30 protein-coding genes are annotated in these 21,138 nt (G+C 62.1%); 2 read left to right on the top strand and 28 right to left on the bottom strand.

Annotated elements, in window-relative coordinates; translation table 11 throughout:
* Positions 1–13 precede the first annotated feature (13 nt).
* From msrP to LMA02_RS01530, 4 genes are all read right to left on the bottom strand, one after another.
* A complete protein-coding gene (gene msrP, locus LMA02_RS01545; RefSeq protein WP_228906565.1) occupies positions 14–1,009 on the bottom strand; it encodes a protein-methionine-sulfoxide reductase catalytic subunit MsrP in 996 nt (331 codons plus the stop codon).
* A 158-nt stretch (positions 1,010–1,167) separates the two neighbouring features.
* Complete coding sequence (gene ccsB / locus LMA02_RS01540) at positions 1,168–2,358, bottom strand: c-type cytochrome biogenesis protein CcsB (protein WP_228906563.1); 1,191 nt, start codon at positions 2,356–2,358, stop codon at positions 1,168–1,170.
* Between the two features lie 4 nt (positions 2,359–2,362).
* Complete coding sequence (locus tag LMA02_RS01535; RefSeq protein ID WP_228906561.1) at positions 2,363–4,585, bottom strand: cytochrome c biogenesis protein ResB; 2,223 nt, start codon at positions 4,583–4,585, stop codon at positions 2,363–2,365.
* 202 nt (positions 4,586–4,787) lie between these two features.
* Positions 4,788–5,441: a c-type cytochrome gene (locus tag LMA02_RS01530; protein ID WP_006758792.1), complete on the bottom strand. Its 654-nt coding sequence runs from the start codon at positions 5,439–5,441 to the stop codon at positions 4,788–4,790.
* 217 nt (positions 5,442–5,658) lie between these two features.
* On the opposite strand from LMA02_RS01530, the gene yihA reads away from it, so the two are divergent.
* Positions 5,659–6,318, top strand: coding sequence for a ribosome biogenesis GTP-binding protein YihA/YsxC (gene yihA, locus LMA02_RS01525; RefSeq protein WP_228906559.1), 660 nt, complete (start codon positions 5,659–5,661; stop codon positions 6,316–6,318).
* Positions 6,319–6,571: 253 nt separating this feature from the next.
* On the top strand, positions 6,572–7,570 hold the full coding sequence (gene hemB, locus LMA02_RS01520) for a porphobilinogen synthase (protein ID WP_165750752.1): 999 nt from the start codon (positions 6,572–6,574) through the stop codon (positions 7,568–7,570).
* 112 nt (positions 7,571–7,682) lie between these two features.
* Here the strand turns inward: hemB and dsbD are convergent, their stop codons facing one another.
* The 24 genes from dsbD to rpsC all read right to left on the bottom strand — a co-directional run bounded on the left by dsbD (position 7,683) and on the right by rpsC (position 21,130).
* Positions 7,683–9,518 (bottom strand): protein-disulfide reductase DsbD, encoded by a 1,836-nt coding sequence (dsbD, locus tag LMA02_RS01515; protein ID WP_228906557.1) that lies wholly within the window; start codon positions 9,516–9,518, stop codon positions 7,683–7,685.
* A complete protein-coding gene (gene cutA, locus LMA02_RS01510; protein ID WP_165750750.1) occupies positions 9,511–9,837 on the bottom strand; it encodes a divalent-cation tolerance protein CutA in 327 nt (108 codons plus the stop codon). The genes dsbD and cutA overlap by 8 nt, the downstream gene beginning before the upstream one ends.
* A 201-nt stretch (positions 9,838–10,038) precedes the next feature.
* On the bottom strand, positions 10,039–10,434 hold the full coding sequence (gene rplQ / locus LMA02_RS01505) for a 50S ribosomal protein L17 (protein WP_166722470.1): 396 nt from the start codon (positions 10,432–10,434) through the stop codon (positions 10,039–10,041).
* Positions 10,435–10,569: 135 nt separating this feature from the next.
* Positions 10,570–11,547 carry a DNA-directed RNA polymerase subunit alpha gene (locus tag LMA02_RS01500; RefSeq protein ID WP_006477176.1) on the bottom strand — a complete coding sequence of 326 codons (978 nt, stop codon included), beginning with the start codon at positions 11,545–11,547 and terminating at the stop codon, positions 10,570–10,572.
* Positions 11,548–11,671: 124 nt separating this feature from the next.
* Positions 11,672–12,295, bottom strand: coding sequence for a 30S ribosomal protein S4 (gene rpsD / locus LMA02_RS01495; RefSeq protein ID WP_006752934.1), 624 nt, complete (start codon positions 12,293–12,295; stop codon positions 11,672–11,674).
* A gap of 156 nt (positions 12,296–12,451) precedes the next feature.
* Positions 12,452–12,853 (bottom strand): 30S ribosomal protein S11, encoded by a 402-nt coding sequence (gene rpsK / locus LMA02_RS01490; RefSeq protein ID WP_004197937.1) that lies wholly within the window; start codon positions 12,851–12,853, stop codon positions 12,452–12,454.
* A 28-nt stretch (positions 12,854–12,881) separates the two neighbouring features.
* Positions 12,882–13,247, bottom strand: coding sequence for a 30S ribosomal protein S13 (rpsM, locus tag LMA02_RS01485; protein ID WP_006752933.1), 366 nt, complete (start codon positions 13,245–13,247; stop codon positions 12,882–12,884).
* 38 nt (positions 13,248–13,285) lie between these two features.
* Positions 13,286–13,402: a 50S ribosomal protein L36 gene (gene rpmJ, locus LMA02_RS01480; protein WP_004199844.1), complete on the bottom strand. Its 117-nt coding sequence runs from the start codon at positions 13,400–13,402 to the stop codon at positions 13,286–13,288.
* Between the two features lie 20 nt (positions 13,403–13,422).
* Positions 13,423–13,641, bottom strand: coding sequence for a translation initiation factor IF-1 (gene infA, locus LMA02_RS01475; RefSeq protein WP_004521905.1), 219 nt, complete (start codon positions 13,639–13,641; stop codon positions 13,423–13,425).
* A 9-nt stretch (positions 13,642–13,650) separates the two neighbouring features.
* Positions 13,651–15,000 carry a preprotein translocase subunit SecY gene (gene secY / locus LMA02_RS01470; RefSeq protein ID WP_011655761.1) on the bottom strand — a complete coding sequence of 450 codons (1,350 nt, stop codon included), beginning with the start codon at positions 14,998–15,000 and terminating at the stop codon, positions 13,651–13,653.
* Between the two features lie 42 nt (positions 15,001–15,042).
* Positions 15,043–15,477, bottom strand: a complete 435-nt coding sequence (gene rplO, locus LMA02_RS01465; protein WP_006482880.1) for a 50S ribosomal protein L15 — start codon at positions 15,475–15,477, stop codon at positions 15,043–15,045.
* A gap of 26 nt (positions 15,478–15,503) precedes the next feature.
* Positions 15,504–15,686, bottom strand: a complete 183-nt coding sequence (rpmD, locus tag LMA02_RS01460; RefSeq protein ID WP_006400644.1) for a 50S ribosomal protein L30 — start codon at positions 15,684–15,686, stop codon at positions 15,504–15,506.
* 15 nt (positions 15,687–15,701) lie between these two features.
* A complete protein-coding gene (gene rpsE, locus LMA02_RS01455) occupies positions 15,702–16,220 on the bottom strand; it encodes a 30S ribosomal protein S5 (protein ID WP_006752931.1) in 519 nt (172 codons plus the stop codon).
* Between the two features lie 14 nt (positions 16,221–16,234).
* Complete coding sequence (rplR, locus tag LMA02_RS01450) at positions 16,235–16,600, bottom strand: 50S ribosomal protein L18 (protein WP_006477183.1); 366 nt, start codon at positions 16,598–16,600, stop codon at positions 16,235–16,237.
* A 12-nt stretch (positions 16,601–16,612) separates the two neighbouring features.
* Positions 16,613–17,143 (bottom strand): 50S ribosomal protein L6, encoded by a 531-nt coding sequence (gene rplF / locus LMA02_RS01445; protein ID WP_006752930.1) that lies wholly within the window; start codon positions 17,141–17,143, stop codon positions 16,613–16,615.
* A gap of 18 nt (positions 17,144–17,161) precedes the next feature.
* Positions 17,162–17,557: a 30S ribosomal protein S8 gene (gene rpsH, locus LMA02_RS01440; RefSeq protein ID WP_006477185.1), complete on the bottom strand. Its 396-nt coding sequence runs from the start codon at positions 17,555–17,557 to the stop codon at positions 17,162–17,164.
* A gap of 14 nt (positions 17,558–17,571) precedes the next feature.
* A complete protein-coding gene (gene rpsN, locus LMA02_RS01435) occupies positions 17,572–17,877 on the bottom strand; it encodes a 30S ribosomal protein S14 (RefSeq protein ID WP_006482884.1) in 306 nt (101 codons plus the stop codon).
* A 7-nt stretch (positions 17,878–17,884) separates the two neighbouring features.
* Complete coding sequence (gene rplE / locus LMA02_RS01430; RefSeq protein WP_006482882.1) at positions 17,885–18,424, bottom strand: 50S ribosomal protein L5; 540 nt, start codon at positions 18,422–18,424, stop codon at positions 17,885–17,887.
* Positions 18,425–18,440: 16 nt separating this feature from the next.
* Positions 18,441–18,749 carry a 50S ribosomal protein L24 gene (gene rplX / locus LMA02_RS01425; RefSeq protein WP_006477187.1) on the bottom strand — a complete coding sequence of 103 codons (309 nt, stop codon included), beginning with the start codon at positions 18,747–18,749 and terminating at the stop codon, positions 18,441–18,443.
* A 9-nt stretch (positions 18,750–18,758) separates the two neighbouring features.
* A complete protein-coding gene (gene rplN, locus LMA02_RS01420; RefSeq protein WP_006752929.1) occupies positions 18,759–19,127 on the bottom strand; it encodes a 50S ribosomal protein L14 in 369 nt (122 codons plus the stop codon).
* Between the two features lie 310 nt (positions 19,128–19,437).
* A complete protein-coding gene (rpsQ, locus tag LMA02_RS01415) occupies positions 19,438–19,710 on the bottom strand; it encodes a 30S ribosomal protein S17 (RefSeq protein ID WP_006752928.1) in 273 nt (90 codons plus the stop codon).
* The gene (rpmC, locus tag LMA02_RS01410; RefSeq protein WP_006400652.1) at positions 19,707–19,901 is read right to left on the bottom strand and encodes a 50S ribosomal protein L29; all 195 of its coding nucleotides are present in this window, start codon (positions 19,899–19,901) and stop codon (positions 19,707–19,709) included. Before rpmC ends, rpsQ begins: the two co-directional genes overlap by 4 nt.
* 9 nt (positions 19,902–19,910) lie before the next feature.
* The gene (gene rplP, locus LMA02_RS01405; protein WP_006752927.1) at positions 19,911–20,327 is read right to left on the bottom strand and encodes a 50S ribosomal protein L16; all 417 of its coding nucleotides are present in this window, start codon (positions 20,325–20,327) and stop codon (positions 19,911–19,913) included.
* A gap of 2 nt (positions 20,328–20,329) precedes the next feature.
* Positions 20,330–21,130: a 30S ribosomal protein S3 gene (gene rpsC / locus LMA02_RS01400; RefSeq protein WP_006482899.1), complete on the bottom strand. Its 801-nt coding sequence runs from the start codon at positions 21,128–21,130 to the stop codon at positions 20,330–20,332.
* Positions 21,131–21,138: the final 8 nt, after the last annotated feature.

Below are 21,138 nucleotides of genomic sequence, written 5' to 3'. Positions count from 1 at the left end.
CTCACCGTCGCGCTCAGAAATTCTTTTTCAGATCCATGCCCTGATACATCGACGCGACGAGATCGCCGTAGCCGTTGAACATCAGCGTCTTGCGCTTCGGCGTGAAGAAGCCGTCCTCGCCGATCCGGCGCTCGGTTGCCTGGCTCCAGCGCGGGTGATCCACGTTCGGGTTCACGTTCGAATAAAAACCATATTCGTTCGACGCATACGTGTTCCAGCTCGTCTTCGGCTGCTTGTCGACGAAGCGGATCTTCACGAGCGATTTTGCGCTCTTGAAGCCGTACTTCCACGGCACGACGATGCGCACCGGCGCGCCGTTCTGGTTCGGCAGCACCTGGCCGTAGACGCCCATCGTCAGCAGCGTCAGCGGATTCATCGCCTCGTCCATCCGCAGCCCTTCCGAGTACGGCCAGTCGAGCACCGGCGTCGACAACCCCGGCATCTGGGACGGATCGGCCAGCGTGATGAACTGCACGTATTTCGCGTTGCCGGTCGGCTGCACGCGCTTGATCAGCTCGGACAGCGGCACGCCGATCCACGGAATCACCATCGACCAGCCCTCGACGCAACGCAGCCGGTACACGCGCTCCTCGAGCGGCGCGAGCTTCAACAGTTCGTCGAGATCGAACACCTTCGGGTGCAGCACCTCGCCCTCGACGCTCACGCGCCACGGGCGTGGCCGCAACGTGCCCGCGTTCTGCGCCGGGTCGCCCTTGTCGGTGCCGAATTCGTAGTAGTTGTTGTAGGACGTGATGTCCTTGAACGGCGTCACCTTGTCGGCCGCGACGAACTTCGGGTTGGTTTGCGCCGCGAGCTTCGCGGCCCGCGCGTCGGGTGACGCATACGCGGCGAACGCCGAGCCGCTGCCGCCCAGCAATCCGCCCGCCGCCGCCAGGCCGGCGGCCTGCAATACAAGCCGCCGGTTCTCGAACACCGCGCGCGGCGTAATCTGGCTCTGCGCGATATCACCGCCGGTCAGTACGGTGCGCAAAGGGGTTTTGATCCACATCGTGCTGCTCCTCCTGCATGCGCGGCGCGCACGCTTCATCAGCGTTCGACCCGGCCGATCATGCGCCGTTCGACGACCGGGCCACCCGCCCATTACAAAAGAAAACCGCCGGGCACGCAGTGCGCCGGCGGTCTTTTGTCGGACCAGCGTCGAAAATCTTACAGCTTGCCGTAGCTGTGCAGCCCGGACAGGAACATGTTGACGCCGAGGAACGCGAACGTCGTCACGAGCAGGCCGGTCAGCGCCCACCAGGCGGCGACCGCGCCGCGCAGGCCCTTCATCAGGCGCATGTGCAGCCAGGCCGCGTAGTTGAGCCACACGATCAGCGCCCAGGTTTCCTTCGGGTCCCAGCTCCAGTAGCCGCCCCATGCTTCGGCGGCCCAGAGCGCGCCGAGGATCGTCGCGATCGTGAAGAACGCGAAGCCGACCGCGATCGACTTGTACATCACGTCGTCGAGCACCTCGAGCGTCGGCAGGCGATCGGCGAGCACGCCGCGCTCCTTCATCAGGTACGCGACCGACACCATCGCCGACAGCGCGAAGCTGCCGTAGCCGATGAAGTTCGCCGGCACATGGATCTTCATCCACCAGCTCTGCAGCGCCGGCACGAGCGGCTGGATCTGCTGCGCATCGCGCGCGACCGAGTACCACATCAGGAAGCCGACGGCTGCGCTGATGACCAGCAGCACGAATGCGCCGAGTGCGCGCGTGCCGTAGTGGCCTTCGTAATAGAGATAAAGCAGGGCGGTGATCAGGCTGAACAGCACGAACACTTCATAGAGGTTCGATACGGGGATATGCCCGACGTCGACACCGATCAGGTAGGACTCGTACCAGCGCACCATCAGGCCGGTGAAGCCCATCAGCACGGCGACCCACGTGAGCTTCTGGCCGATCGCGGAACCCGACTCCGAGCGTGCGAGCAAGCCGATCCAGTAGAAGATCGTCGCGAGCACGAACAGCGCGCTCATCCACAGGATCGCGGACTGGCTCGACAGGAAGTACTTGAGGAAGAACGCCGAATCGGCGCGGGCGAGATCGCCCTGGTAGATCTGGATCGACAGCAGCGACAGCACCGCGATCGACGCCATCATCAGCCGAGCAGGCTTCCAGCGCCAGCCGAGTACGACAAGCGCCGGCACCGTGCCGATCATCACCGCCTTGTCGTAGTAATTCATGTGTTCGTTGTAGTGCACGAACGCATAGCCCGCGCCGACCACGAGTGCCAGGGCGAACAACCAGTCGATGACCGACAGGCGCGCGAGGAACGGACGGTCGTCGAACAACGGCGCCGGATTCGAGGCCTGGACCGGCCCCGAACGGGAAGAGGAAACTTGAGTGAGATCCATGATGTTACCGGGTGGAATTCTCGGAATCGGAATCGGAACCGCCGCCGGCGGGCGGACGGGCAGTCGCTGCCGCGCCTGCGGGCGCGGCGTCGCGCGGTGCGGCGCGCAAGGCGGCGCCGGCCGCGTCGCGCGTCTGCACGAATTCTTTCTCGAAATCGAAGGTCTTGCGGGCCGTGGACATCGCCATCACCACATCGACGCCCGAACCGGCATCCTTGAGCCAGAACCAGAGGCGCCGCTCACGCACGTAGAACATCGAGAAGATGCCGGCGACCAACAGCAGGCTGCCAAGATACACCAGATTCTTGCCAGGTGCGCGCGTCAACTGAAATACCGAAGCTTGCACCTGCTTGAAGGAATCCAGCTGTAAATAGACCGGCGATCCATACAAAAAGCTGTCCGATAGCGCATTGATCGCGTTCTGCACGAAGCGGATCGTGTCGGTGCCCTGCTGGGCGGCCGGCTCGCCGGCGCGCTCGCGCGCGATCTGCCAGACCTCCCACATCGAGCCCTCGAGCATGCGCAGCAGCAGGCTCGCTGCCTTTTCCTGTTCGGCCTTCGGCACCGAGCGGTCGATGAACGTCGCCACCGCCTGGAAGCCGCCGATCGGCTGGCCGTCGGCGCCGCGACCGACGCTGTCGTCGCTCGCCGCGAAGAGGGTCAGCACCTTGAATGCACTGTCCTGCAGGCGGCCGCGCAGCGACGCTTCGGTCGTCGGCAGTGAACGCTGCGCGAAACGCGCGGCGGCGTCGGCACGCACGGCCGGATCCTCGAGCGCGGCGCGCAGGCGCATCCATTCGCCGATCGAATCCTGGCTGTCGGCCGGAATCCGCATGTAGCGGAACGGATCGTTCGGGCTCGCGCGCACGCCGGCGAGGAACACGCGCGTGCCGCCCATGTCGACGGGCAGCATGTAGTTGTTGAATTCGCGCGCCTGGCCGTCCTTGCCGCGAATCTTGTATTGCACCGACGGGCCGATGTTGTGGAGCTGCACCGGCTTCGACGTCTTCGCGCCCGAGCCGAGCCGCTCGTCGAACACCTCCTTCAGCGATTCCGTCTTCGCGACACCGCGCACGTCAGGCTTGCCGTTCGCGTCGGTCATGTTTTCGACGTTGATCGCACGGAAGTCCGAGAACTCGATCGTGTCGCCGTCGCTGCCCGGCATCTGCAGCGGCGCCGTACTGCCGATCGTGCCCTTTACCGCGAAGGACTTCGCGTTGTCGCCCGTCATCGGGTAGGCCGTCATCTGCATCTGCGAGCCGCCGTCCTGGAAGCTCGACTGGTAGATCGACACGCCCTTGTACGTGAACGGCTTGTTGACCTCGACGCGCGCCGGGATCTTCTGGCCCGTCTCGCGATCGATCACGACGATATCGCTCGCGAACAGCTTCGGCATCCCCGTCGTGTAGTAGTCGACGATGAACTTGTTGAGCTGGATCGAGAACGGCAGGTCCTGGATCAGCGAGCCGCTCGGCTGGTTCAGGATCGCGGTCGACACGAACTGGCCTTCCGGCACCCATGCGTAGCCGCGGAACGTCGGGTTCGACGTGGACAGCCGGTGGTCGGGCGAGATCTCGCTGATCGTCGCGCTCGTGTTGACCGGACTCTTGCCGAACATCCACATCTGGAATTTGATCGGCAGGTTGCTGTCGAGCAGGCCGCCGATGCAGATCACGACGATCGCGAGGTGCGCGGAGATGTAGCCCCACTTCGTCAGCGCGCCGCGCTTCGCGGAGATCAGCGTCGCGCCGTCGGTTTCGCGCACGACGTGCTTGTAGCCGGCCTTGGCGACGAACGTGGCGAGCGTGGCCGCAACGGTCGCACGCGTGCCGGACGCCGTGTATTCGGCCTTGTGATGGAACGCGCGCAGGCTGCCTTCGCGGACCTTGTCCTTCCAGCTCTTCGCATCGGCGAGCATCTTCGGCGCGTTGCGGATCACGCACAGCGAGATCGACGTGACGAGGAAGATCAGGATCAGCATGAACCACCACGCGCTGTACACGTTGTACAGGCCCAGCGAGCGGAAGATGTCCGCCCAGAAAGGCCCGAACTGGTTCACGTAGTTCGGATACGGGTCATCCTGGGTCAGGACCGTGCCGATGATGCTCGCGATCGACAACACCACCAGCAGCGCGATCGCGAAGCGCATCGAGCTCACTAGCTCGACCGCGCGCCTGGACACACTTTGACCCGACTTCGACTGCAACCCCGACGTGGTAACGCTCATTCAAACTCCGACTTTGGGGGGAAACAGCCCCCACACTCACTTTGTTCGCTGCCCCGGAAGGGGCGGTCAGCACTCCAGGGCGGCCCGGCGAGTGCCGATAAAAAAGGGCGAGGCCACCGCGATCACGCGGCGCCCCACCCTTTTCTTGTTCTGACTCCGGCCGCCCTTCGGGCGTCCGGTCATTCCATTCGCGACGGCCCGTTCAACGCAGGCCCGCGATGTAATCCGCGACGGCCTTGATCTCGTTGTCGGACAGACGCGATGCGATCTGATGCATCGCCTCGTTGTTGTTGCGCGCGCCGGCACCCTGCTGGAACGCGGTCAACTGGGCAACCGTGTAATCGGCCCACTGCCCCGACAGACGCGGGTACTGGACCGGCAGCCCCTGCCCCGTCGGCCCGTGACAGCTCGCGCAGGCGGGGACACCCTTTTCCGCAATGCCGCCACGATAGATCTTCTGGCCGATCGGCACGGTCGCCGCATCGCGTGCGGTGCCGAGCTTCGTTGCCTGCGAGCCGTAATACGCGGCGACGTTGCGCATGTCGTCCGCACTCAACGCACTCGCGAACCCGACCATCACCGGATTGGTCCGCGCCGGCCCCTTCGCGCCCGACTGGGTCTTGAAGTCGTTCAACTGCTTGACCAGATATTCGGGATGCTGGCCGGCGAGCTTCGGGAAACTGCCCGACGCGCTGTTGCCGTCTGCGCCGTGACACGACGCACATACCTGCCCGGCAATCGCCTTGCCGCGGTCCAGATCCGGCTTTGCCGCGTCCGCCGCGTTTGCCTCCGCTACGAAACCTACGAACCCTGCTGCAACCTGAAGCACCATCAGAGACTTGCACAGTCGATTCATTCGCACACCCTGTTTCGTCTTGTGGGAATTTGAGGTTCTGCAAAAAACGACGTCGACCAGTCTACCGCAGAAGCTGCATAAAAGCGCGAGGCAGGCGCCCGCAACTCTTCGGCAAAACCGGCGTATTGTACAATATCGCGCTGAAAGCTCCCGCGCCTATCGGGGCTACCCCGCCTCCACCCCAGCGGCTCGCGCCGCCCCGTCCCTCCGGTTTCCCATGGCCTTTTTGCTCCATCAAGCCCGCTTCTATACGACCGTCAATCATCTGCGCGACCTGCCGCCGACGGTGCAGCCGGAAATCGCGTTCGCGGGCCGCTCGAATGCCGGCAAATCGACGGCGATCAACGTGCTGTGCAACCAGAAGCGGCTCGCCTTCGCGTCGAAGACGCCCGGCCGCACGCAGCACATCAACTACTTCTCCGTCGGCCCGGCCGCCGAGCCCGTCGCGAACCTCGTCGACCTGCCCGGCTATGGCTACGCGGAAGTGCCGGGGGCCGCGAAGGCCCACTGGGAAATGCTGCTGTCGTCGTACCTCGCGACCCGTTCGCAGTTGTGCGGCCTGATCCTGATGATGGATTCGCGCCGCCCGCTGACCGACCTCGACCGGCGGATGATCGAGTGGTTCGTGCCGACCGGCAAGCCGATCCATACGCTGCTGACGAAGTGCGACAAATTGACGCGCCAGGAAAGCATCAATGCGCTGCGTAACACGCAAAAAGGACTCGACTCGTACCGCGACCAGGGCGTGAAGGGCAAGCTGACCGTCCAGCTGTTCTCGGCGCTGAAGCGCACCGGGCTCGATGAGGCGCACGAACTGATCGAGAGCTGGCTGCGGCCGACCGTCGCCGACGAAAAAAGCGAGCCTGTAGCACAATGAGCGGGCAACGCGCGGCCAGGATTGGCTGTACGCACCTGACGGCACCTGCGGATTCGGCCGGCTCATAAAAAAACCCGCCGTCGAACGGCGGGTCAAACAGCCTAATCGAAAAACGACAGGCACCCGCTCAGGGAGGAGAAGCGGGGAGCAGCACGCAACGCGTGCCGCTCGATCGCTATCATATACCAACGATCTCGAAAATGACCTAAGGGTTCCGTAAGGTTCTTCTTGCCCTGATTTCTGCCAAATCGCCATGAGCTTCCATCCGCTTCATCGTCCGCGCCGGATGCGCCGCGACGACTTCTCCCGGCGCCTGATGCGCGAAAACCGCCTGACCACCGACGACCTGATCTATCCGGTGTTCGTCGTCGAAGGCACCAACGAACGCCAGCCCGTACCGTCGATGCCCGGCGTCGAACGCGTGTCGGTCGATCTGCTGATGCAGGTTGCCGAGCAGTGCGTCGAACTCGGCGTGCCCGTACTGTCGCTGTTCCCGGCCATCGAGCCGTCGCTGAAAACGCCCGACGGCCGCGAAGCGGCCAATCCGGAAGGTCTGATCCCGCGCGCGGTGCGCGAGCTGAAGAAGCGCTTCCCCGAACTCGGCGTGCTGACCGACGTCGCGCTCGATCCGTACACGAGCCACGGCCAGGACGGCGTGCTCGACGAAAACGGCTACGTGATCAATGACGACACGATCGAGATCCTGGTCGACCAGGCGCGCACGCAGGCGGAAGCCGGGGTCGACATCGTCGCGCCGTCGGACATGATGGACGGCCGCATCGGCGCGGTCCGCGAAATGCTGGAAAGCGACGGCCACGTCCATACGCGCATCATGGCCTACTCGGCCAAGTTCGCGTCGGCGTTCTACGGCCCGTTCCGCGACGCGGTCGGCTCGGCGTCCAACCTGGGCAAGGGCAACAAGATGACCTACCAGATGGATCCTGCGAACAGCGACGAAGCGCTGCGCGAAGTACGCCTCGACATCGACGAAGGCGCCGACATGGTGATGATCAAGCCCGGCATGCCGTATCTCGACATCGTGCGCCGCGTGAAGGACGAGTTCCGCTTCCCGACCTACGTGTACCAGGTGAGCGGTGAATACGCGATGCTGAAGGCCGCCGCGATGAACGGCTGGCTCGACCACGACAAGGTCGTGCTCGAATCGCTGCTCGCATTCAAGCGTGCGGGCGCGGATGGCGTGCTCACGTACTTCGCGCTCGATGCCGCGCGTCTGCTGAAAGCGCAGCGCTGAGCCGCGCGCCGGCAGGCACAAGGAAAAACGGCGGGACACTTCGGTGTCCCGCCGTTTTTCATTTGCAGTCCGGTCGGCGCAAAGGCCGCCCGTGCACGCCGCCGAGCGCGCGTTACACCGTCGGTACCGCTGCGCGATCGAGGCTGCGCAGGAATGTCTCGGCCGCCTGATAGCCGACCACGCGGCCGATTTCATTGCCGTTGCGATCGAAGAAGATGATGCCCGGCGGCCCGAACAGGTTGAAGCGCTTGAGCAGCGCCTGGTCGTCCGGATTGTTCGCGGTAACGTCCGCACGCACCAGGTGAAGCTGCGCGAGCCGCGCCTGCACGCGCGAATCCGTGAACGTCAGATGCTCCATCTCCTTGCAGCTCACGCACCAGTCGGCGTAGAAATCGAGCATCACGGGCCGGCCCGAGGTCGTCAGCAGCGTGTCGAGTTCGCCACTGGAGCGCACCGATGCGAACGCCGGCCCCGGCTGTGCGGCCGCCGGCGCATCGCCCGACGCAACCGTGCGCGCCGCGAGGACGGCCAGCGGCTTCACCGGGTCATTGGAACCAGCCGCGAGACCGACGAGCAGCGTCGCTGCCCAGATCGCAAGCGCCGCACCGAGACCGCGGCCGAGACGGCGCCAGATCGACGCGGCGCCGGCATGCGGCGTGAACAGGCCGAGCGCCGCGGCGGCGACGAGCAGCCACAACGCGGCGAGGACCATCTTCAGACCGCCCGCGAGCACCGGCCACACGATCCACAGCGCGGCGGCGAGCAGCACGATGCCGAAGAACACCTTGACGCTGTCCATCCATGCGCCCGCGCGCGGCAGCACCGTACCCGCACCGACGCCGACCACGAGCAGCGGCACGCCGAGCCCCAGCCCCATTGCGAACAGCGCGGCGCCGCCGAGCAACGCATTGCCGGTATGCGCGATGAACGCGAGCACCGCGAACAGCGGCGCCGTCATGCATGCGCCGACGACCAGCGCCGACAACGCCCCCATCGCGGCGACCGCGATGAAGTGGCCGCCCTGGCGCGCGCTCGATGCTTCCGCCGCACCGTTCTGCCAGCGCTCGGGCAGCGCGATGTCCTTGCCCGAAATCAGCGATACCGCGAATGCGGTGAGGAGCACGCCGAACGCGCCGAGCACCCACGGGTTCTGCAGCCACGCACCGAGGCTCTGGCCGACCAGCGCGGCAGCGATGCCGAGCACCGTATAAACGAGCGCCATGCCGACCACGTAGGTGAGCGACAGCGCAAAGCCGCGCGCATGCGTCGCGCGCGTGCCCTGACCGATGATGATCGCGGACACGATCGGAATCATCGGATACGAGCAAGGCAGCAGACTCAGCACGACGCCCGCGACGAAATACAGCGCGACGATCGTGAAGAAGCCGTGCCCCTCGAGCAGCGACTGGGCGAAATCCGCGCTCGTGACCTTGTCGAACCAGCTGCCCGAAGCCGTCGCGCCATCGGCCGGCGCGGTCGCACCCAGCGCCGCGCCGTCGACTTTCACGACATGCTCGGCAGGCGGATAGCAGATCCCTTCGTCGGCACACCCCTGCGACGTCACCGCGAGCTCGAACGGACCCGTCGCCTGCTTGACCGGCACGTGAATCACGACCTCGTCGCGATAGGTCTCGACTTCCTTCTGGAACGTCTGGTCGAACTTCACATGTCCGGGCGGGAATTGCGGGTCGCCGAGCGTCGCCTGCCCGCTCTTCACCGCGAACGCGAACCGCTCGCGGTACAGGTAGTAGCCGTTGGCGACCTTGAAGCGGACGTCCACCTGCCCCGGCGATTCGCTCGCGCTGAACTTGAACGCCACCGACGGATCGAGAAAATCGTCGGCCGCGCGCGCGACCGACAGGCCGCCCAGCGCGAAAATGAACGACAACAGGATCGCGAAGAACCGCGGTGCGCGCATGCGCACGGAGAGCGCCATACCGTTAAACATGAAATAGACGTTGAGTTTCGCTCGTCACCCACTGGCCGTACTCGACCGAGGCCGTCGCCTGCCACGAGACGATTTCCGGCGTCTCGTACGGATGATGCGCGAGAATAAATCGCTCCAGTTCGAGCGAGCGCACGGGGCTCGTCTTGAACAGCAACTGGATCTCGTCGGCCGTTTCGACCTTCCCCTGCCAGTGATAGCGCGACTTGATCGCACCGAGCTCCGACACGCATGCGGCCAGCCGCGCGTCGAGCGCACCGTCGGCGAGCGCCGCGGCCGTTGCCGCATCCGGCACCGTCGTCAGCATCAACACCACCACCATACGCCCTCCCGACTGGTTTACCGGCTTTCGCCGCCACGGATCGCGTCAAGTACCCGCGCCGACAGTCCCGTATCGTAGCGCAGCGCGCGCGAGGCTGCCGGCACCGGCCTGCGACAATCGATCGCAGCCCGTGGGGCGCCAACAACAAAAAGGGCCAAGCAATTGCTCGGCCCCTTTCAGATACTGCTGCGTACCGGAAGCTTACTCAGCTTCTTGCACGACTTCCGTTTCGTCGACTTCCGGACGATCGAGCAGCTCGACCAGTGCCATCGGTGCGTTGTCGCCGACGCGGAAGCCGAACTTCAGCACGCGCAGGTAGCCGCCCGGACGGTTCGCGAAACGCGGACCGAGCACGTCGAACAGCTTCGCCACCGAGTCACGATCGCGCAGGCGGTTGAACGCCAGGCGACGGTTTGCCAGCGACGGCTTCTTGCCGAGCGTGATCAGCGGCTCGACGACTTTACGGAGTTCCTTCGCCTTCGGCAGCGTCGTCTTGATGACTTCGTGCTCGATCAGCGAGTTGGACATGTTACGGAGCATAGCCAGACGGTGGCTGCTCGTGCGGTTCAGTTTCCGCAGACCATGACGATGGCGCATTTCAGTTTCCTTGATTCAAAGTTTTGATCCAGCTCTTCTATCGCACCGCTGGGGTGCACGGGCCGGTAACGAAAAAGCAAGATGCGGATTTTAAAGGAAAATCCGCATCTTTGCCAACTACAGCAACAACCGGGCTTACTTGTCGAGACCAGCCGGCGGCCAGTTTTCGAGCTTCATGCCCAGCGTGAGACCGCGCGAAGCGAGCACTTCCTTGATCTCGTTGAGCGACTTGCGACCGAGGTTCGGCGTCTTCAGCAGCTCGTTTTCCGTGCGCTGGATCAGATCGCCGATGTAGTAGATGTTCTCGGCCTTCAGGCAGTTCGCCGAACGAACCGTCAACTCGAGGTCATCCACCGGACGCAGCAGGATCGGATCGATCTGCGGCGCGCGCGACGGTGCTTCGGCAGCCGTTTCCGTGCCTTCCAGTGCCGCGAACACGGACAGCTGGTCGACCAGGATGCGGGCCGATTGACGGATCGCCTCTTCCGGGGTGATCACGCCGCTCGTCTCGATGTTCATCACGAGCTTGTCGAGGTCGGTACGCTGCTCGACACGTGCGCTTTCAACGGCATAGCTCACGCGGCGAACCGGCGAGAACGATGCGTCGAGGACGATGCGGCCGATGATCTTGGCCGTGTCTTCGCCGTAGCGACGGACGTTGCCGGGTACGTAGCCGCGACCCTTTTCGATCTTGATCTGAACGTCGAGCTTGCCGCCCTTCGACAGGTGTGCGATCACGTGATTCGGGTTGATGACTTCGCAATCGTGCGCCAGCTCGATATCGCCGGCCGTGACGACGCCTTCGCCTTCCTTGCGCAGGGTAACCGTCACTTCGTCACGGTTGTGCAGCTTGAACACCACACCCTTCAGGTTCAGCAGCAGGTTGACGACGTCCTCTTGCACGCCATCAAGCGTCGAGTACTCGTGCACCACGCCAGCGATCGTGACTTCGGTCGGCGCGTAGCCAACCATCGACGACAGCAGCACGCGGCGAAGCGCATTGCCCAAGGTGTGGCCGTAACCGCGTTCGAACGGTTCCATGACCACCCTCGCGTGGTTCTCGCCAAGCGATTCCACGGCGATGATCTTGGGTTTCAGCAAACTGGTTTGCATGGGCTTTCCTTTTCAATACCCTCGGCTCGTTACACCGATAAGGCTGACCGGTAACAACCAGAAAATAAACAGCCGAGGCCCCCCCTTGCGAAACGCAATCGGGGTACCTCGGCCGTCAATCGGATTAACGCGAATACAATTCGACGATCAGGCTTTCGTTGATGTCGCCTGCGATGTCAGCGCGTTCCGGCATTTGCTTGAACGTGCCTTCGAACTTCTTCGCATCGACTGCAACCCAGCTCGGCATGCCGCCTTGCTCGGCCAGCGACAGCGCTTCGACGATACGCGCCTGCTTCTTCGCCTTTTCGCGGATCGCGACGATGTCACCAGCCTTCACTTGCTGCGACGGCACGTTCGCGACGACGCCGTTCACGGTGATCGACTTGTGGCTCACCAGCTGACGCGCTTCAGCGCGGGTCGAGCCGAAGCCCATGCGATACACGACGTTGTCGAGACGCGACTCGAGCAGTTGCAGCAGGTTTTCACCCGTGTTGCCCTTGCGGCGGTCGGCTTCAGCGAAGTAGCGGCGGAACTGACGCTCCAGAACGCCGTAAATACGCTTGACCTTCTGCTTTTCGCGCAGCTGCGTACCATAGTCGGACGTACGTGCGCCCGAGGTACGGCCGTGCTGACCCGGCTTGCTGTCGAGCTTGCACTTGTCGGCGAGCGAGCGGCGCGCGCTCTTCAGGAACAGGTCGGTGCCTTCACGGCGGGACAGCTTGGCCTTGGGGCCGATATAACGTGCCACTTTGCATTCCTTTATCAATCAGTCACGCGGATCGAAATCCGCGCTAGTTCGCGCCCTTTGGGGCGAACGGTGGGCTTAGTCAATCAAAAAAGCAACGCCCGTCGACGCTACGCGGCGACAGGCAAATGTGCCAGCACAAACGTGCCAGCAGCATTCTTAGATACGACGGCGCTTCGGCGGACGGCAGCCGTTGTGCGGAATCGGGGTGACGTCCGAAATCGCGGTGATCTTGATGCCGAGGCCATGCAGTGCACGCACTGCCGACTCACGACCCGGGCCAGGGCCCTTGATCCGCACTTCCAGATTCTTCACGCCGTATTCCATCGCCACGCGACCGGCCGACTCAGCAGCAACCTGAGCAGCGAACGGCGTCGACTTCCGCGAGCCCTTGAAGCCCTGGCCGCCCGACGTCGCCCACGCCAGTGCATTGCCCTGGCGATCGGTGATCGTGATGATCGTGTTGTTGAACGACGCGTGAACGTGAACCACGCCTTCAGCGACGTTCTTCTTAACCTTCTTGCGAACGCGTTGCGCCGCGGTATTCGAAGCCTTAGCCATTACGTTTTCCTGTAACTGTCAGTTCCGCTTACTTCTTCAGCGCTTGCGCTGCACGACGCGGGCCCTTACGGGTACGTGCGTTCGTACGCGTACGCTGACCGCGCATCGGCAGGCCCTTGCGATGACGAACACCACGGTAGCAACCGAGGTCCATCAGGCGCTTGATGTTCATCGTCACTTCACGGCGCAGATCGCCTTCGACGATGAACTTGCCTACTTCCTCACGCAGCTTTTCGAGGTCTGCGTCGGTCAGGTCCTTGACCTTCTTCGAGAATTCCACGCCAGCTGCCGAGCAGATGCTGCGCGAGCGCGTGCGGCCGATACCGAAGATTGCCGTCAGGCCGATCTCGGTATGCTGGTGATTCGGGATGTTAACCCCTGCGATACGAGCCATTGTTTTTCCTCAAACAAAAAGCGCAAACAAACGCGCGGTCAGCCTTGGCGCTGCTTGTGGCGCGGATCCGAGCTGCAGATCACGCGAACGACGCCTTTGCGCTTGATGATCTTGCAATTGCGGCAAATGCGCTTAACCGATGCCATCACTTTCATGATAATACCCTTTTTTCAAATCACTTCGCCCGGAACACGATCCGCGCACGAGACAGATCGTAAGGCGTCAATTCAACCGTGACCTTGTCGCCCGGCAGGATGCGGATGTAGTGCATCCGCATCTTCCCGGAGATATGCCCCAACACGACATGGCCGTTTTCCAGCTTCACGCGGAAGGTAGCATTCGGAAGGTTTTCGATCACCTCACCCTGCATCTGGATTACATCGTCTTTGGCCATAGTCCTGAATTAACGCATTGGGATGTTGCCGCCCTTGAAGTTTGCCTTCTTGAGCAGCGACTCATACTGTTGCGACATAACGTACGACTGCACCTGTGCCATGAAGTCCATCGTGACGACGACAATGATCAGCAGCGACGTTCCACCAAAATAAAACGGCACGTTCCAGCGCAGCACCAGGAATTCCGGCAGCAGACACACGAAGACGATGTAGATCGCACCAGCCAGCGTCAGACGCGTGAGGATGCGGTCGATATATCGTGCGGTCTGATCGCCCGGTCGAATACCCGGAACAAACGCGCCGCTCTTCTTCAGGTTGTCCGCGGTTTCCCTGCTGTTGAACACCAGTGCGGTGTAGAAGAAGCAGAAAAACACGATTGCCAGCGTGTACAGCAGCACATAGACCGGCTGACCCGGCTTCAGCGCCTCCGCGACGTTATGCAACGTGTTGGAGATCCAGCTCCCCGTCGGCTGACCCGTGCTGAACCAGCCGAGAATCGTGGCCGGAAACAGGATGATCGACGATGCGAAGATCGGCGGAATCACGCCCGACATGTTCAGCTTCAGCGGCAAGTGCGACGACTGCCCACCGTAGATCTTGTTGCCGACCTGGCGCTTCGCGTAGTTCACGAGGATCTTGCGCTGGCCGCGTTCGATGAACACGACCAGGTAAGTCACCGCGGCAATCAGAACGACGATGATGATCGCCGAAATGATGCTCATCGAACCCGTACGCACCAGCTCGAACAGCCCACCGACGGCATTCGGGAACCCTGCTGCGATCCCGCCGAAGATGATGATCGAGATGCCGTTGCCCAGACCACGCTCGGTGATCTGCTCACCCAGCCACATCAGGAACATCGTGCCGGTAACCAACGTCACAACCGTCGTCAGTCGGAACAGCATGCCGGGGTCGATCACGAGGCCCGGCTGGTTTTCCAGCGCAGCCGCGATACCGAACGCCTGGAAGGTCGCGAGCACCACGGTGAAATACCGCGTGTACTGCGTGATCTTCCGTTGCCCTGCCTGCCCTTCCTTCTTCAGCGCCTCGAGTTGCGGCGAGACGATCGCCAGCAACTGCATGATGATCGACGCCGAGATGTACGGCATGATCCCCAGCGCAAAGATCGTGAAGCGGGAAAGCGCACCACCCGAAAACATGTTGAACATGCCCAGGATGCCGCCCGCCTGGCTCTGGAACAGCTTCGCCAGTTGATCCGGATCGATGCCCGGCACGGGGATGTGCGCGCCGATGCGATAGACGATCAGCGCCAGGAGCAGGAACATCGCTCGCCGACGCAGATCGCCGAATTTCGCCGTGCTTCGACCGGGTTTTGCAAGACTCGGGCTGTTAGCCAAGTACCTTCTCCGATGAATGCAAGTAACGACGCGCTACGCGTGTCACTCGGCGAACGAACCGCCAGCCGCTTCGATCGCAGCGCGCGCACCCTTGGTGGCACCGAGACCCTTCACGACGATCTTGCGCTTCAGTTCGCCCGTCGCGATGATCTTTGCGCTCTTCGTCAGCTCGCCGACCAGGCCGGCTTGCTTCAGTGCGAGCAGATCGATTTCATCGACCGGCAGCTTCTCGAGGTCGCCCAGGCGCACTTCACCGACGAATTCCTTCGTCAGCGACGTGAAACCGCGCTTCGGCAGACGACGTTGCAGCGGCATCTGACCGCCTTCGAAACCGACTTTGTGGAAGCCGCCCGAACGCGATTTCTGACCCTTGTGACCACGGCCAGCCGTCTTGCCGAGGCCCGAACCGATGCCTCGACCGACGCGACGCTTGGCGTGCTTGGCGCCAGCGGCCGGCTTCAGGTTATTCAATTCCATATCAACTCCTTGATCCGTAGGGCCGCTTACGCGATGACCTTAACGAGGTACGAGACCTTGTTGATCATGCCGCGGACCGCCGGCGTGTCCTGCAGCTCGCTAACCGAGTTGAGTCGGCGCAGGCCCAGGCCACGCACGGTCGCGCGGTGCGATTCGCGGGTCCCGATCAGGCTCTTAACGAGCTGAACCTTGACAGTTTTTTCAGACATGGTGACCACCCGGGCTTAGCCCAAAATATCTTCGACGGACTTGCCGCGCTTCGCCGCGATGTCTGCCGGGGTCGACTGCTTGCGCAGACCGTCCAGCGTGGCGCGAACGAGGTTGTACGGGTTCGTCGAACCGTGGCTCTTCGCCACGACGTTCTGAACGCCCATCACGTCGAACACTGCGCGCATCGGGCCGCCGGCGATCACACCCGTACCTGCCTTCGCCGGAGCGAGGAGGACAGCGGATGCGCCATGCTTGCCGTGCACTTCGTGCTGCAGCGTGCCGTTCTTGAGCGGCACCTTGAACATGTTGCGGCGAGCTTGTTCCATTGCCTTCTGGACAGCGACCGGCACTTCCTTCGCCTTGCCCTTGCCCATACCGATGCGGCCATCGCCGTCGCCAACCACGGTCAGTGCGGCGAAGCCGAGAATACGGCCACCCTTCACGACCTTGGTCACGCGGTTGACCGAAATCATCTTTTCGCGAAGGCCGTCGTCGCGCTCGTCAGCCTGAACTTTCGCTTGCATCTTTGCCATGACGAATTCCTTCCTTAGAACTTGAGCCCAGCTTCGCGAGCTGCCTCAGCCAGCGCCTTGACGCGGCCATGGTAGCGGAAGCCCGAGCGGTCGAAGGCGACGGATTCGATGCCGGCGGCCTTTGCCTTCTCGGCAATACGCTTGCCGATCAGCGTCGCAGCATTAACGTTGCCACCCTTGCCCGACTTGTCGGCCAGTTCGGCGCGCACTTCTGCTTCGAGCGTCGACGCGCTGGCGAGCACCTTGGTGCCGCACGGCGAGAACACTTGAGCGTAGATGTGCGTGTTCGTGCGATGCACGGCGAGACGCGCGACCTGCAGCTCAGCGATCTTGATACGCGTCTGGCGAGCGCGGCGCAGGCGAGATTGAGTCTTATCCATGATTGCGCACCCTTACTTCTTCTTCGTTTCTTTGAGGATCACAACCTCGTCGGAATAGCGCACGCCCTTGCCCTTGTAGGGCTCCGGCGGACGGTAACCGCGAACTTCCGCAGCTACTTGACCGACTTGTTGCTTGTTGATCCCCTTGATCACGATTTCGGTTTGCGTCGGGGTTTCAGCCTTGACGCCTTCCGGCATCTGGTGCACCACCGGGTGCGAGAAACCCAGCGACAGGTTCAGCTTGTCGCCTTGCGCCTGCGCACGATAACCGACGCCAACCAGCGTCAGCTTGCGCTCGAAACCCTTGGTCACGCCTTGCACGGCATTCGCGATAATCGCGCGCATCGTGCCCGACAGTGCATTTGCTTCGCGGCTTTCGTCGACCGGCGACAGATTCAGCGTGCCGTCGTTGTTCGCCACGTTCACGAGCGGATTGATCGCTTGCGTGATGGTGCCCAGCGGGCCCTTGACGGTGATTGCACCGTCGGCCAGCTTGACTTCCGCGCCTTGCAGCGCGATCGGGCTTTTACCTACTCGAGACATGTTTCTCTCTCCTCGGCTTTAAGCGACGTAGCAGATGACTTCGCCGCCGACGCCGGTAGCGCGCGCCTTGCGATCAGTCATCACGCCCTTCGGCGTCGACACGATTGCCACGCCCAGGCCGTTCATGACCTGGGGAATGTCGTTGCGGCCGCGGTACACGCGCAGACCAGGCTTCGACACGCGCTCGAGGCGTTCGATGACCGGGCGACCTGCGTAGTACTTCAGCGCGATATTCAGTTCGGACTTCGCACCTTCCGCCTTGACGGCGAAATCGTCGATATAACCTTCGTCCTTCAAGACTTGCGCGATTGCAACCTTGACCTTCGACGAGGGCATCGCGACCGATACCTTCTCGACCATCTGCGCGTTGCGGATGCGAGTCAGCATATCGGCGATAGGATCACTCATGCTCATTTACGTTTCTCCTATTACCAGCTCGCCTTGGTCAGGCCAGGAATCTCGCCACGGAATGCGATTTCACGAATCTTGTTACGCGCGAGGCCGAATTTACGGAACGTGCCACGCGGACGGCCCGTGATCGCGCAGCGGTTACGCTGACGGGTCGGGTTTGCGTTGCGGGGCAGTTGCTGCAGCTCCAGGCGTGCTTCGTAGCGCTCTTCTTCCGACTTGCTTTGGTCTTCGACGATCGCCTTCAGCGCTTCGCGCTTTGCTGCGAACTTCGCGACCAGGCGGGCGCGCTTCTTTTCACGTTCGATCAGTGCCAGTTTAGCCACGGTAACCTCAGTTTCTGAACGGGAACTTGAAGCTGGCGAGCAGAGCCTTTGCTTCGTCGTCGGTCTTCGCAGTCGTCGTGATGCTGATGTTCAGCCCACGCAGTGCGTCGATCTTGTCGTAGTCGATTTCGGGGAAAATGATCTGCTCTTTCACACCGATGTTGTAGTTGCCACGGCCATCGAAAGCACGACCCGACACGCCGCGGAAGTCACGCACGCGGGGCAGGGCGACGGTCACGAAACGGTCGAGGAATTCGTACATCGCACGGCCACGCAGTGTCACCATCGCGCCAATCGGGTAGCCCTGGCGGATCTTGAAGCCTGCGATTGCCTTGCGTGCCTTCGTGACGACCGGCTTCTGACCGGCGATCTTCGTGAGGTCGCCAACGGCGTTCTCGATGATCTTCTTGTCAGCGATCGCTTCGCCAAGACCCATGTTCAGCGTGATCTTGGTGATGCGCGGCACTTCCATGACCGACTTGTAACCGAACTTCTCGATCAGGCCGGGCACAACCTTTTCTTTGTAAAACTCTTGAAAACGAGCCATTTTTTACTCCGCTGCGTCAGGCGCTCAGTACGGCACCGGTCGTCTTCAGGAAGCGAACTTTCTTGCCTTCCTCGACCTTGATGCCAACACGCGACGCCTTGCCATTCGCGTCGACCAGTGCGACGTTCGAAATATGCAGGGGCATCGTCTTCGCTTCCACACCGCCCGTCGTACCCTTCATCGGGTTCGGCTTCACATGCTTCTTGACGAGGTTGATACCTTCAACCGTCACATGTTCAGCACCGACAGCCAGCACGACGCCGCGCTTGCCCTTGTCCTTACCAGTGACGACGATAACTTCGTCACCTTTGCGAATCTTGTTCATCGCGACTCCTTACAGCACTTCCGGCGCCAGCGAAACGATCTTCATGAATCGTTCGCTACGCAGCTCACGCGTCACCGGCCCGAAGATGCGGGTGCCGATCGGCTCAAGCTTGTTATTCAAAAGCACAGCGGCGTTGCCGTCGAACTTGATCAGCGAGCCGTCTTGACGGCGAACACCCTTGGCGGTGCGGACCACCACGGCGTTGTAGATTTCGCCTTTCTTCACGCGCCCGCGCGGCGTTGCTTCTTTGACGGTCACCTTGATGATGTCGCCAATGCCGGCATAACGACGCTTCGAGCCGCCGAGCACCTTGATGCACATGACTTCACGCGCACCCGTGTTGTCGGCTACTTCGAGCCGAGATTCGGTCTGGATCATGGTTTGTCTTTCCCAACTTAATCCGGATGCACCACCATGATGCATTCGGTCAGTCTTGGTCCCGTCAGCCAATCGGCTGCTTGGGTTGGAACAGCAGCGACGGCAAACGAAACCCGCCATCGCAATTCGGTGAATCTTTCGGACAGGCTGGCGCCAGTCCGCTTCCCCCACCAACTTCGCCCGCGACGGGGCTCCCATAAAGAGGGAAGACCAGGATTATAACAAATAATCCTGGTCACGCAAGCAAAAACTTTGCGATTTCAAGCACTTCGTTGAAAAGTGCCTGTTACTGCCTACTGCACGGACCCGCTTAGATCACGCGAGCCGCTTCGACGAGGCGCGACACCGTCCAGGCCTTCGTCTTCGAAACAGGACGGGTTTCCTGGATTTCGACGAGATCGCCTTCGTTGCAGGTGTTCGCTTCATCATGCGCGTGGTACTTCTTGGAGCGCACGACATACTTGCCGTAGATCGGGTGCTTGACGCGGTGCTCGATCAGCACGGTGACGGTCTTGTCCATCTTGTTGCTGACGACCCGACCGACCAGCGTCCGCTTCAGCGAGGTTTTCACGCTATCGTTCATTTCTGGTTCGCCTTCTGAGTCATGACGGTCCGCACACGTGCGATGTCGCGACGAACCTTCTTCAGCTGGCTCGTGTTCGTGAGCTGCTGGGTCGCGAGTTGCATGCGCAGGCCGAATTGCGCCTTCAGCAGGTCCGCCAGCTCCTTGTTGAGCGCGGCCTGGTCTTTCTGGAGAAGTTCGGAAGCCTTCATGTTTTCTCCTTAGGCGCCGAGCTGGCGCACGATGAATGCCGTCTTCAGCGGCAGCTTGGCTGCAGCCAGACGGAACGCTTCGCGTGCCAGTTCTTCGGTTACGCCGTCCATTTCATAGAGCATCTTGCCCGGCTGGATCTCTGCGACGTAGTACTCCGGGTTACCCTTACCGTTACCCATACGTACTTCGGCCGGCTTCTGCGAAATCGGCTTGTCCGGGAAGATCCGGATCCAGATACGACCGCCACGCTTGATGTGACGCGTCATTGCACGACGCGCAGCTTCAATTTGACGTGCGGTCAAACGACCGCGACCGATCGCCTTCAGGCCGAAATCACCGAACGACACTGCGTTGCCGCGCGTCGCCTTGCCGGTGTTACGCCCCTTCTGCTCTTTACGATACTTTCTGCGTTTCGGTTGCAGCATCGTTATTCTCCAGTCTTGCCGTCTTCGGGCTTGCCGGCGCCACGGCGCGGTGCGCCACGGCGAGCACCCGGAGCGCCGCCTTCGCCGTCACGGCGCGGACGACGGTCGCCCGGACGCGCATTGCGACGCGGACGCTTGTCTTCGGCTACTTCTTCGACCACCGGCGCATCGTTGCGGCCGAGCGTGTCGCCCTTGTATACCCACACCTTGACACCGATGATGCCGTAGGTCGTCTTCGCTTCCGAAGTCGCGTAGTCGATATCGGCACGCAGCGTGTGAAGGGGCACGCGACCTTCGCGATACCACTCCGTACGAGCGATTTCGATACCGTTCAGACGGCCTGCGCTCATGATCTTGATGCCCTGGGCACCCAGACGCATCGCGTTCTGCATCGCACGCTTCATCGCGCGACGGAACATGATCCGGCGCTCGAGCTGTTGCGTGATCGAGTCAGCGATCAGTTGCGCATCGGTTTCCGGCTTGCGGATCTCTTCGATGTTGACGTGAACCGGAACGCCCATGCGGCGTTGCAGTTCCGTCTTCAGCTGTTCGATATCCTCGCCCTTCTTGCCGATGACGACGCCCGGACGCGAGCTGTAAATCGTGATGCGCGCGTTCTTTGCCGGACGCTCGATGACGACCCGACCGACCGAAGCGTTCTTCAGCTTCTTCTTCAGGTACTCACGAACACCGATGTCTTCCTGCAGCATCGCCGCGAAATTGTTGTTGTTCGCGTACCAACGCGAAGCCCAATTGCGGCTGACAGCCAGGCGGAAGCCAGTCGGATGAATTTTCTGTCCCATCGTATGGC

The sequence above is a fragment of the Burkholderia sp. B21-005 genome, assembly GCF_020843965.1.
GTDB lineage: Bacteria > Pseudomonadota > Gammaproteobacteria > Burkholderiales > Burkholderiaceae > Burkholderia > Burkholderia ambifaria.
The sequence above is the reverse complement of the archived record's forward strand: the minus strand, read 5'-3'. Positions and strand labels throughout refer to the sequence as shown.

Bases quoted from the DNA above. Each gene is read 5' to 3' on its own strand.
- msrP (WP_228906565.1), bottom strand. From the start codon at position 1,009: ATGTGGATCAAAACCCCTTTGCGCACCGTACTGACCGGCGGTGATATC.
- ccsB (WP_228906563.1), bottom strand. From the start codon at position 2,358: ATGGATCTCACTCAAGTTTCCTCTTCCCGTTCGGGGCCGGTCCAGGCC.
- LMA02_RS01535 (WP_228906561.1), bottom strand. From the start codon at position 4,585: ATGAGCGTTACCACGTCGGGGTTGCAGTCGAAGTCGGGTCAAAGTGTG.
- LMA02_RS01530 (WP_006758792.1), bottom strand. From the start codon at position 5,441: ATGAATCGACTGTGCAAGTCTCTGATGGTGCTTCAGGTTGCAGCAGGG.
- yihA (WP_228906559.1), top strand. From the start codon at position 5,659: ATGGCCTTTTTGCTCCATCAAGCCCGCTTCTATACGACCGTCAATCAT.
- hemB (WP_165750752.1), top strand. From the start codon at position 6,572: ATGAGCTTCCATCCGCTTCATCGTCCGCGCCGGATGCGCCGCGACGAC.
- dsbD (WP_228906557.1), bottom strand. From the start codon at position 9,518: ATGTTTAACGGTATGGCGCTCTCCGTGCGCATGCGCGCACCGCGGTTC.
- cutA (WP_165750750.1), bottom strand. From the start codon at position 9,837: ATGGTGGTGGTGTTGATGCTGACGACGGTGCCGGATGCGGCAACGGCC.
- rplQ (WP_166722470.1), bottom strand. From the start codon at position 10,434: ATGCGCCATCGTCATGGTCTGCGGAAACTGAACCGCACGAGCAGCCAC.
- LMA02_RS01500 (WP_006477176.1), bottom strand. From the start codon at position 11,547: ATGCAAACCAGTTTGCTGAAACCCAAGATCATCGCCGTGGAATCGCTT.
- rpsK (WP_004197937.1), bottom strand. From the start codon at position 12,853: ATGGCTAAGGCTTCGAATACCGCGGCGCAACGCGTTCGCAAGAAGGTT.
- rpsM (WP_006752933.1), bottom strand. From the start codon at position 13,247: ATGGCTCGTATCGCAGGGGTTAACATCCCGAATCACCAGCATACCGAG.
- rpmJ (WP_004199844.1), bottom strand. From the start codon at position 13,402: ATGAAAGTGATGGCATCGGTTAAGCGCATTTGCCGCAATTGCAAGATC.
- infA (WP_004521905.1), bottom strand. From the start codon at position 13,641: ATGGCCAAAGACGATGTAATCCAGATGCAGGGTGAGGTGATCGAAAAC.
- rplO (WP_006482880.1), bottom strand. From the start codon at position 15,477: ATGGAATTGAATAACCTGAAGCCGGCCGCTGGCGCCAAGCACGCCAAG.
- rpmD (WP_006400644.1), bottom strand. From the start codon at position 15,686: ATGTCTGAAAAAACTGTCAAGGTTCAGCTCGTTAAGAGCCTGATCGGG.
- rpsE (WP_006752931.1), bottom strand. From the start codon at position 16,220: ATGGCAAAGATGCAAGCGAAAGTTCAGGCTGACGAGCGCGACGACGGC.
- rplR (WP_006477183.1), bottom strand. From the start codon at position 16,600: ATGGATAAGACTCAATCTCGCCTGCGCCGCGCTCGCCAGACGCGTATC.
- rplF (WP_006752930.1), bottom strand. From the start codon at position 17,143: ATGTCTCGAGTAGGTAAAAGCCCGATCGCGCTGCAAGGCGCGGAAGTC.
- rpsH (WP_006477185.1), bottom strand. From the start codon at position 17,557: ATGAGCATGAGTGATCCTATCGCCGATATGCTGACTCGCATCCGCAAC.
- rplE (WP_006482882.1), bottom strand. From the start codon at position 18,424: ATGGCTCGTTTTCAAGAGTTTTACAAAGAAAAGGTTGTGCCCGGCCTG.
- rplX (WP_006477187.1), bottom strand. From the start codon at position 18,749: ATGAACAAGATTCGCAAAGGTGACGAAGTTATCGTCGTCACTGGTAAG.
- rplN (WP_006752929.1), bottom strand. From the start codon at position 19,127: ATGATCCAGACCGAATCTCGGCTCGAAGTAGCCGACAACACGGGTGCG.
- rpsQ (WP_006752928.1), bottom strand. From the start codon at position 19,710: ATGAACGATAGCGTGAAAACCTCGCTGAAGCGGACGCTGGTCGGTCGG.
- rpmC (WP_006400652.1), bottom strand. From the start codon at position 19,901: ATGAAGGCTTCCGAACTTCTCCAGAAAGACCAGGCCGCGCTCAACAAG.
- rplP (WP_006752927.1), bottom strand. From the start codon at position 20,327: ATGCTGCAACCGAAACGCAGAAAGTATCGTAAAGAGCAGAAGGGGCGT.
- rpsC (WP_006482899.1), bottom strand. From the start codon at position 21,130: ATGGGACAGAAAATTCATCCGACTGGCTTCCGCCTGGCTGTCAGCCGC.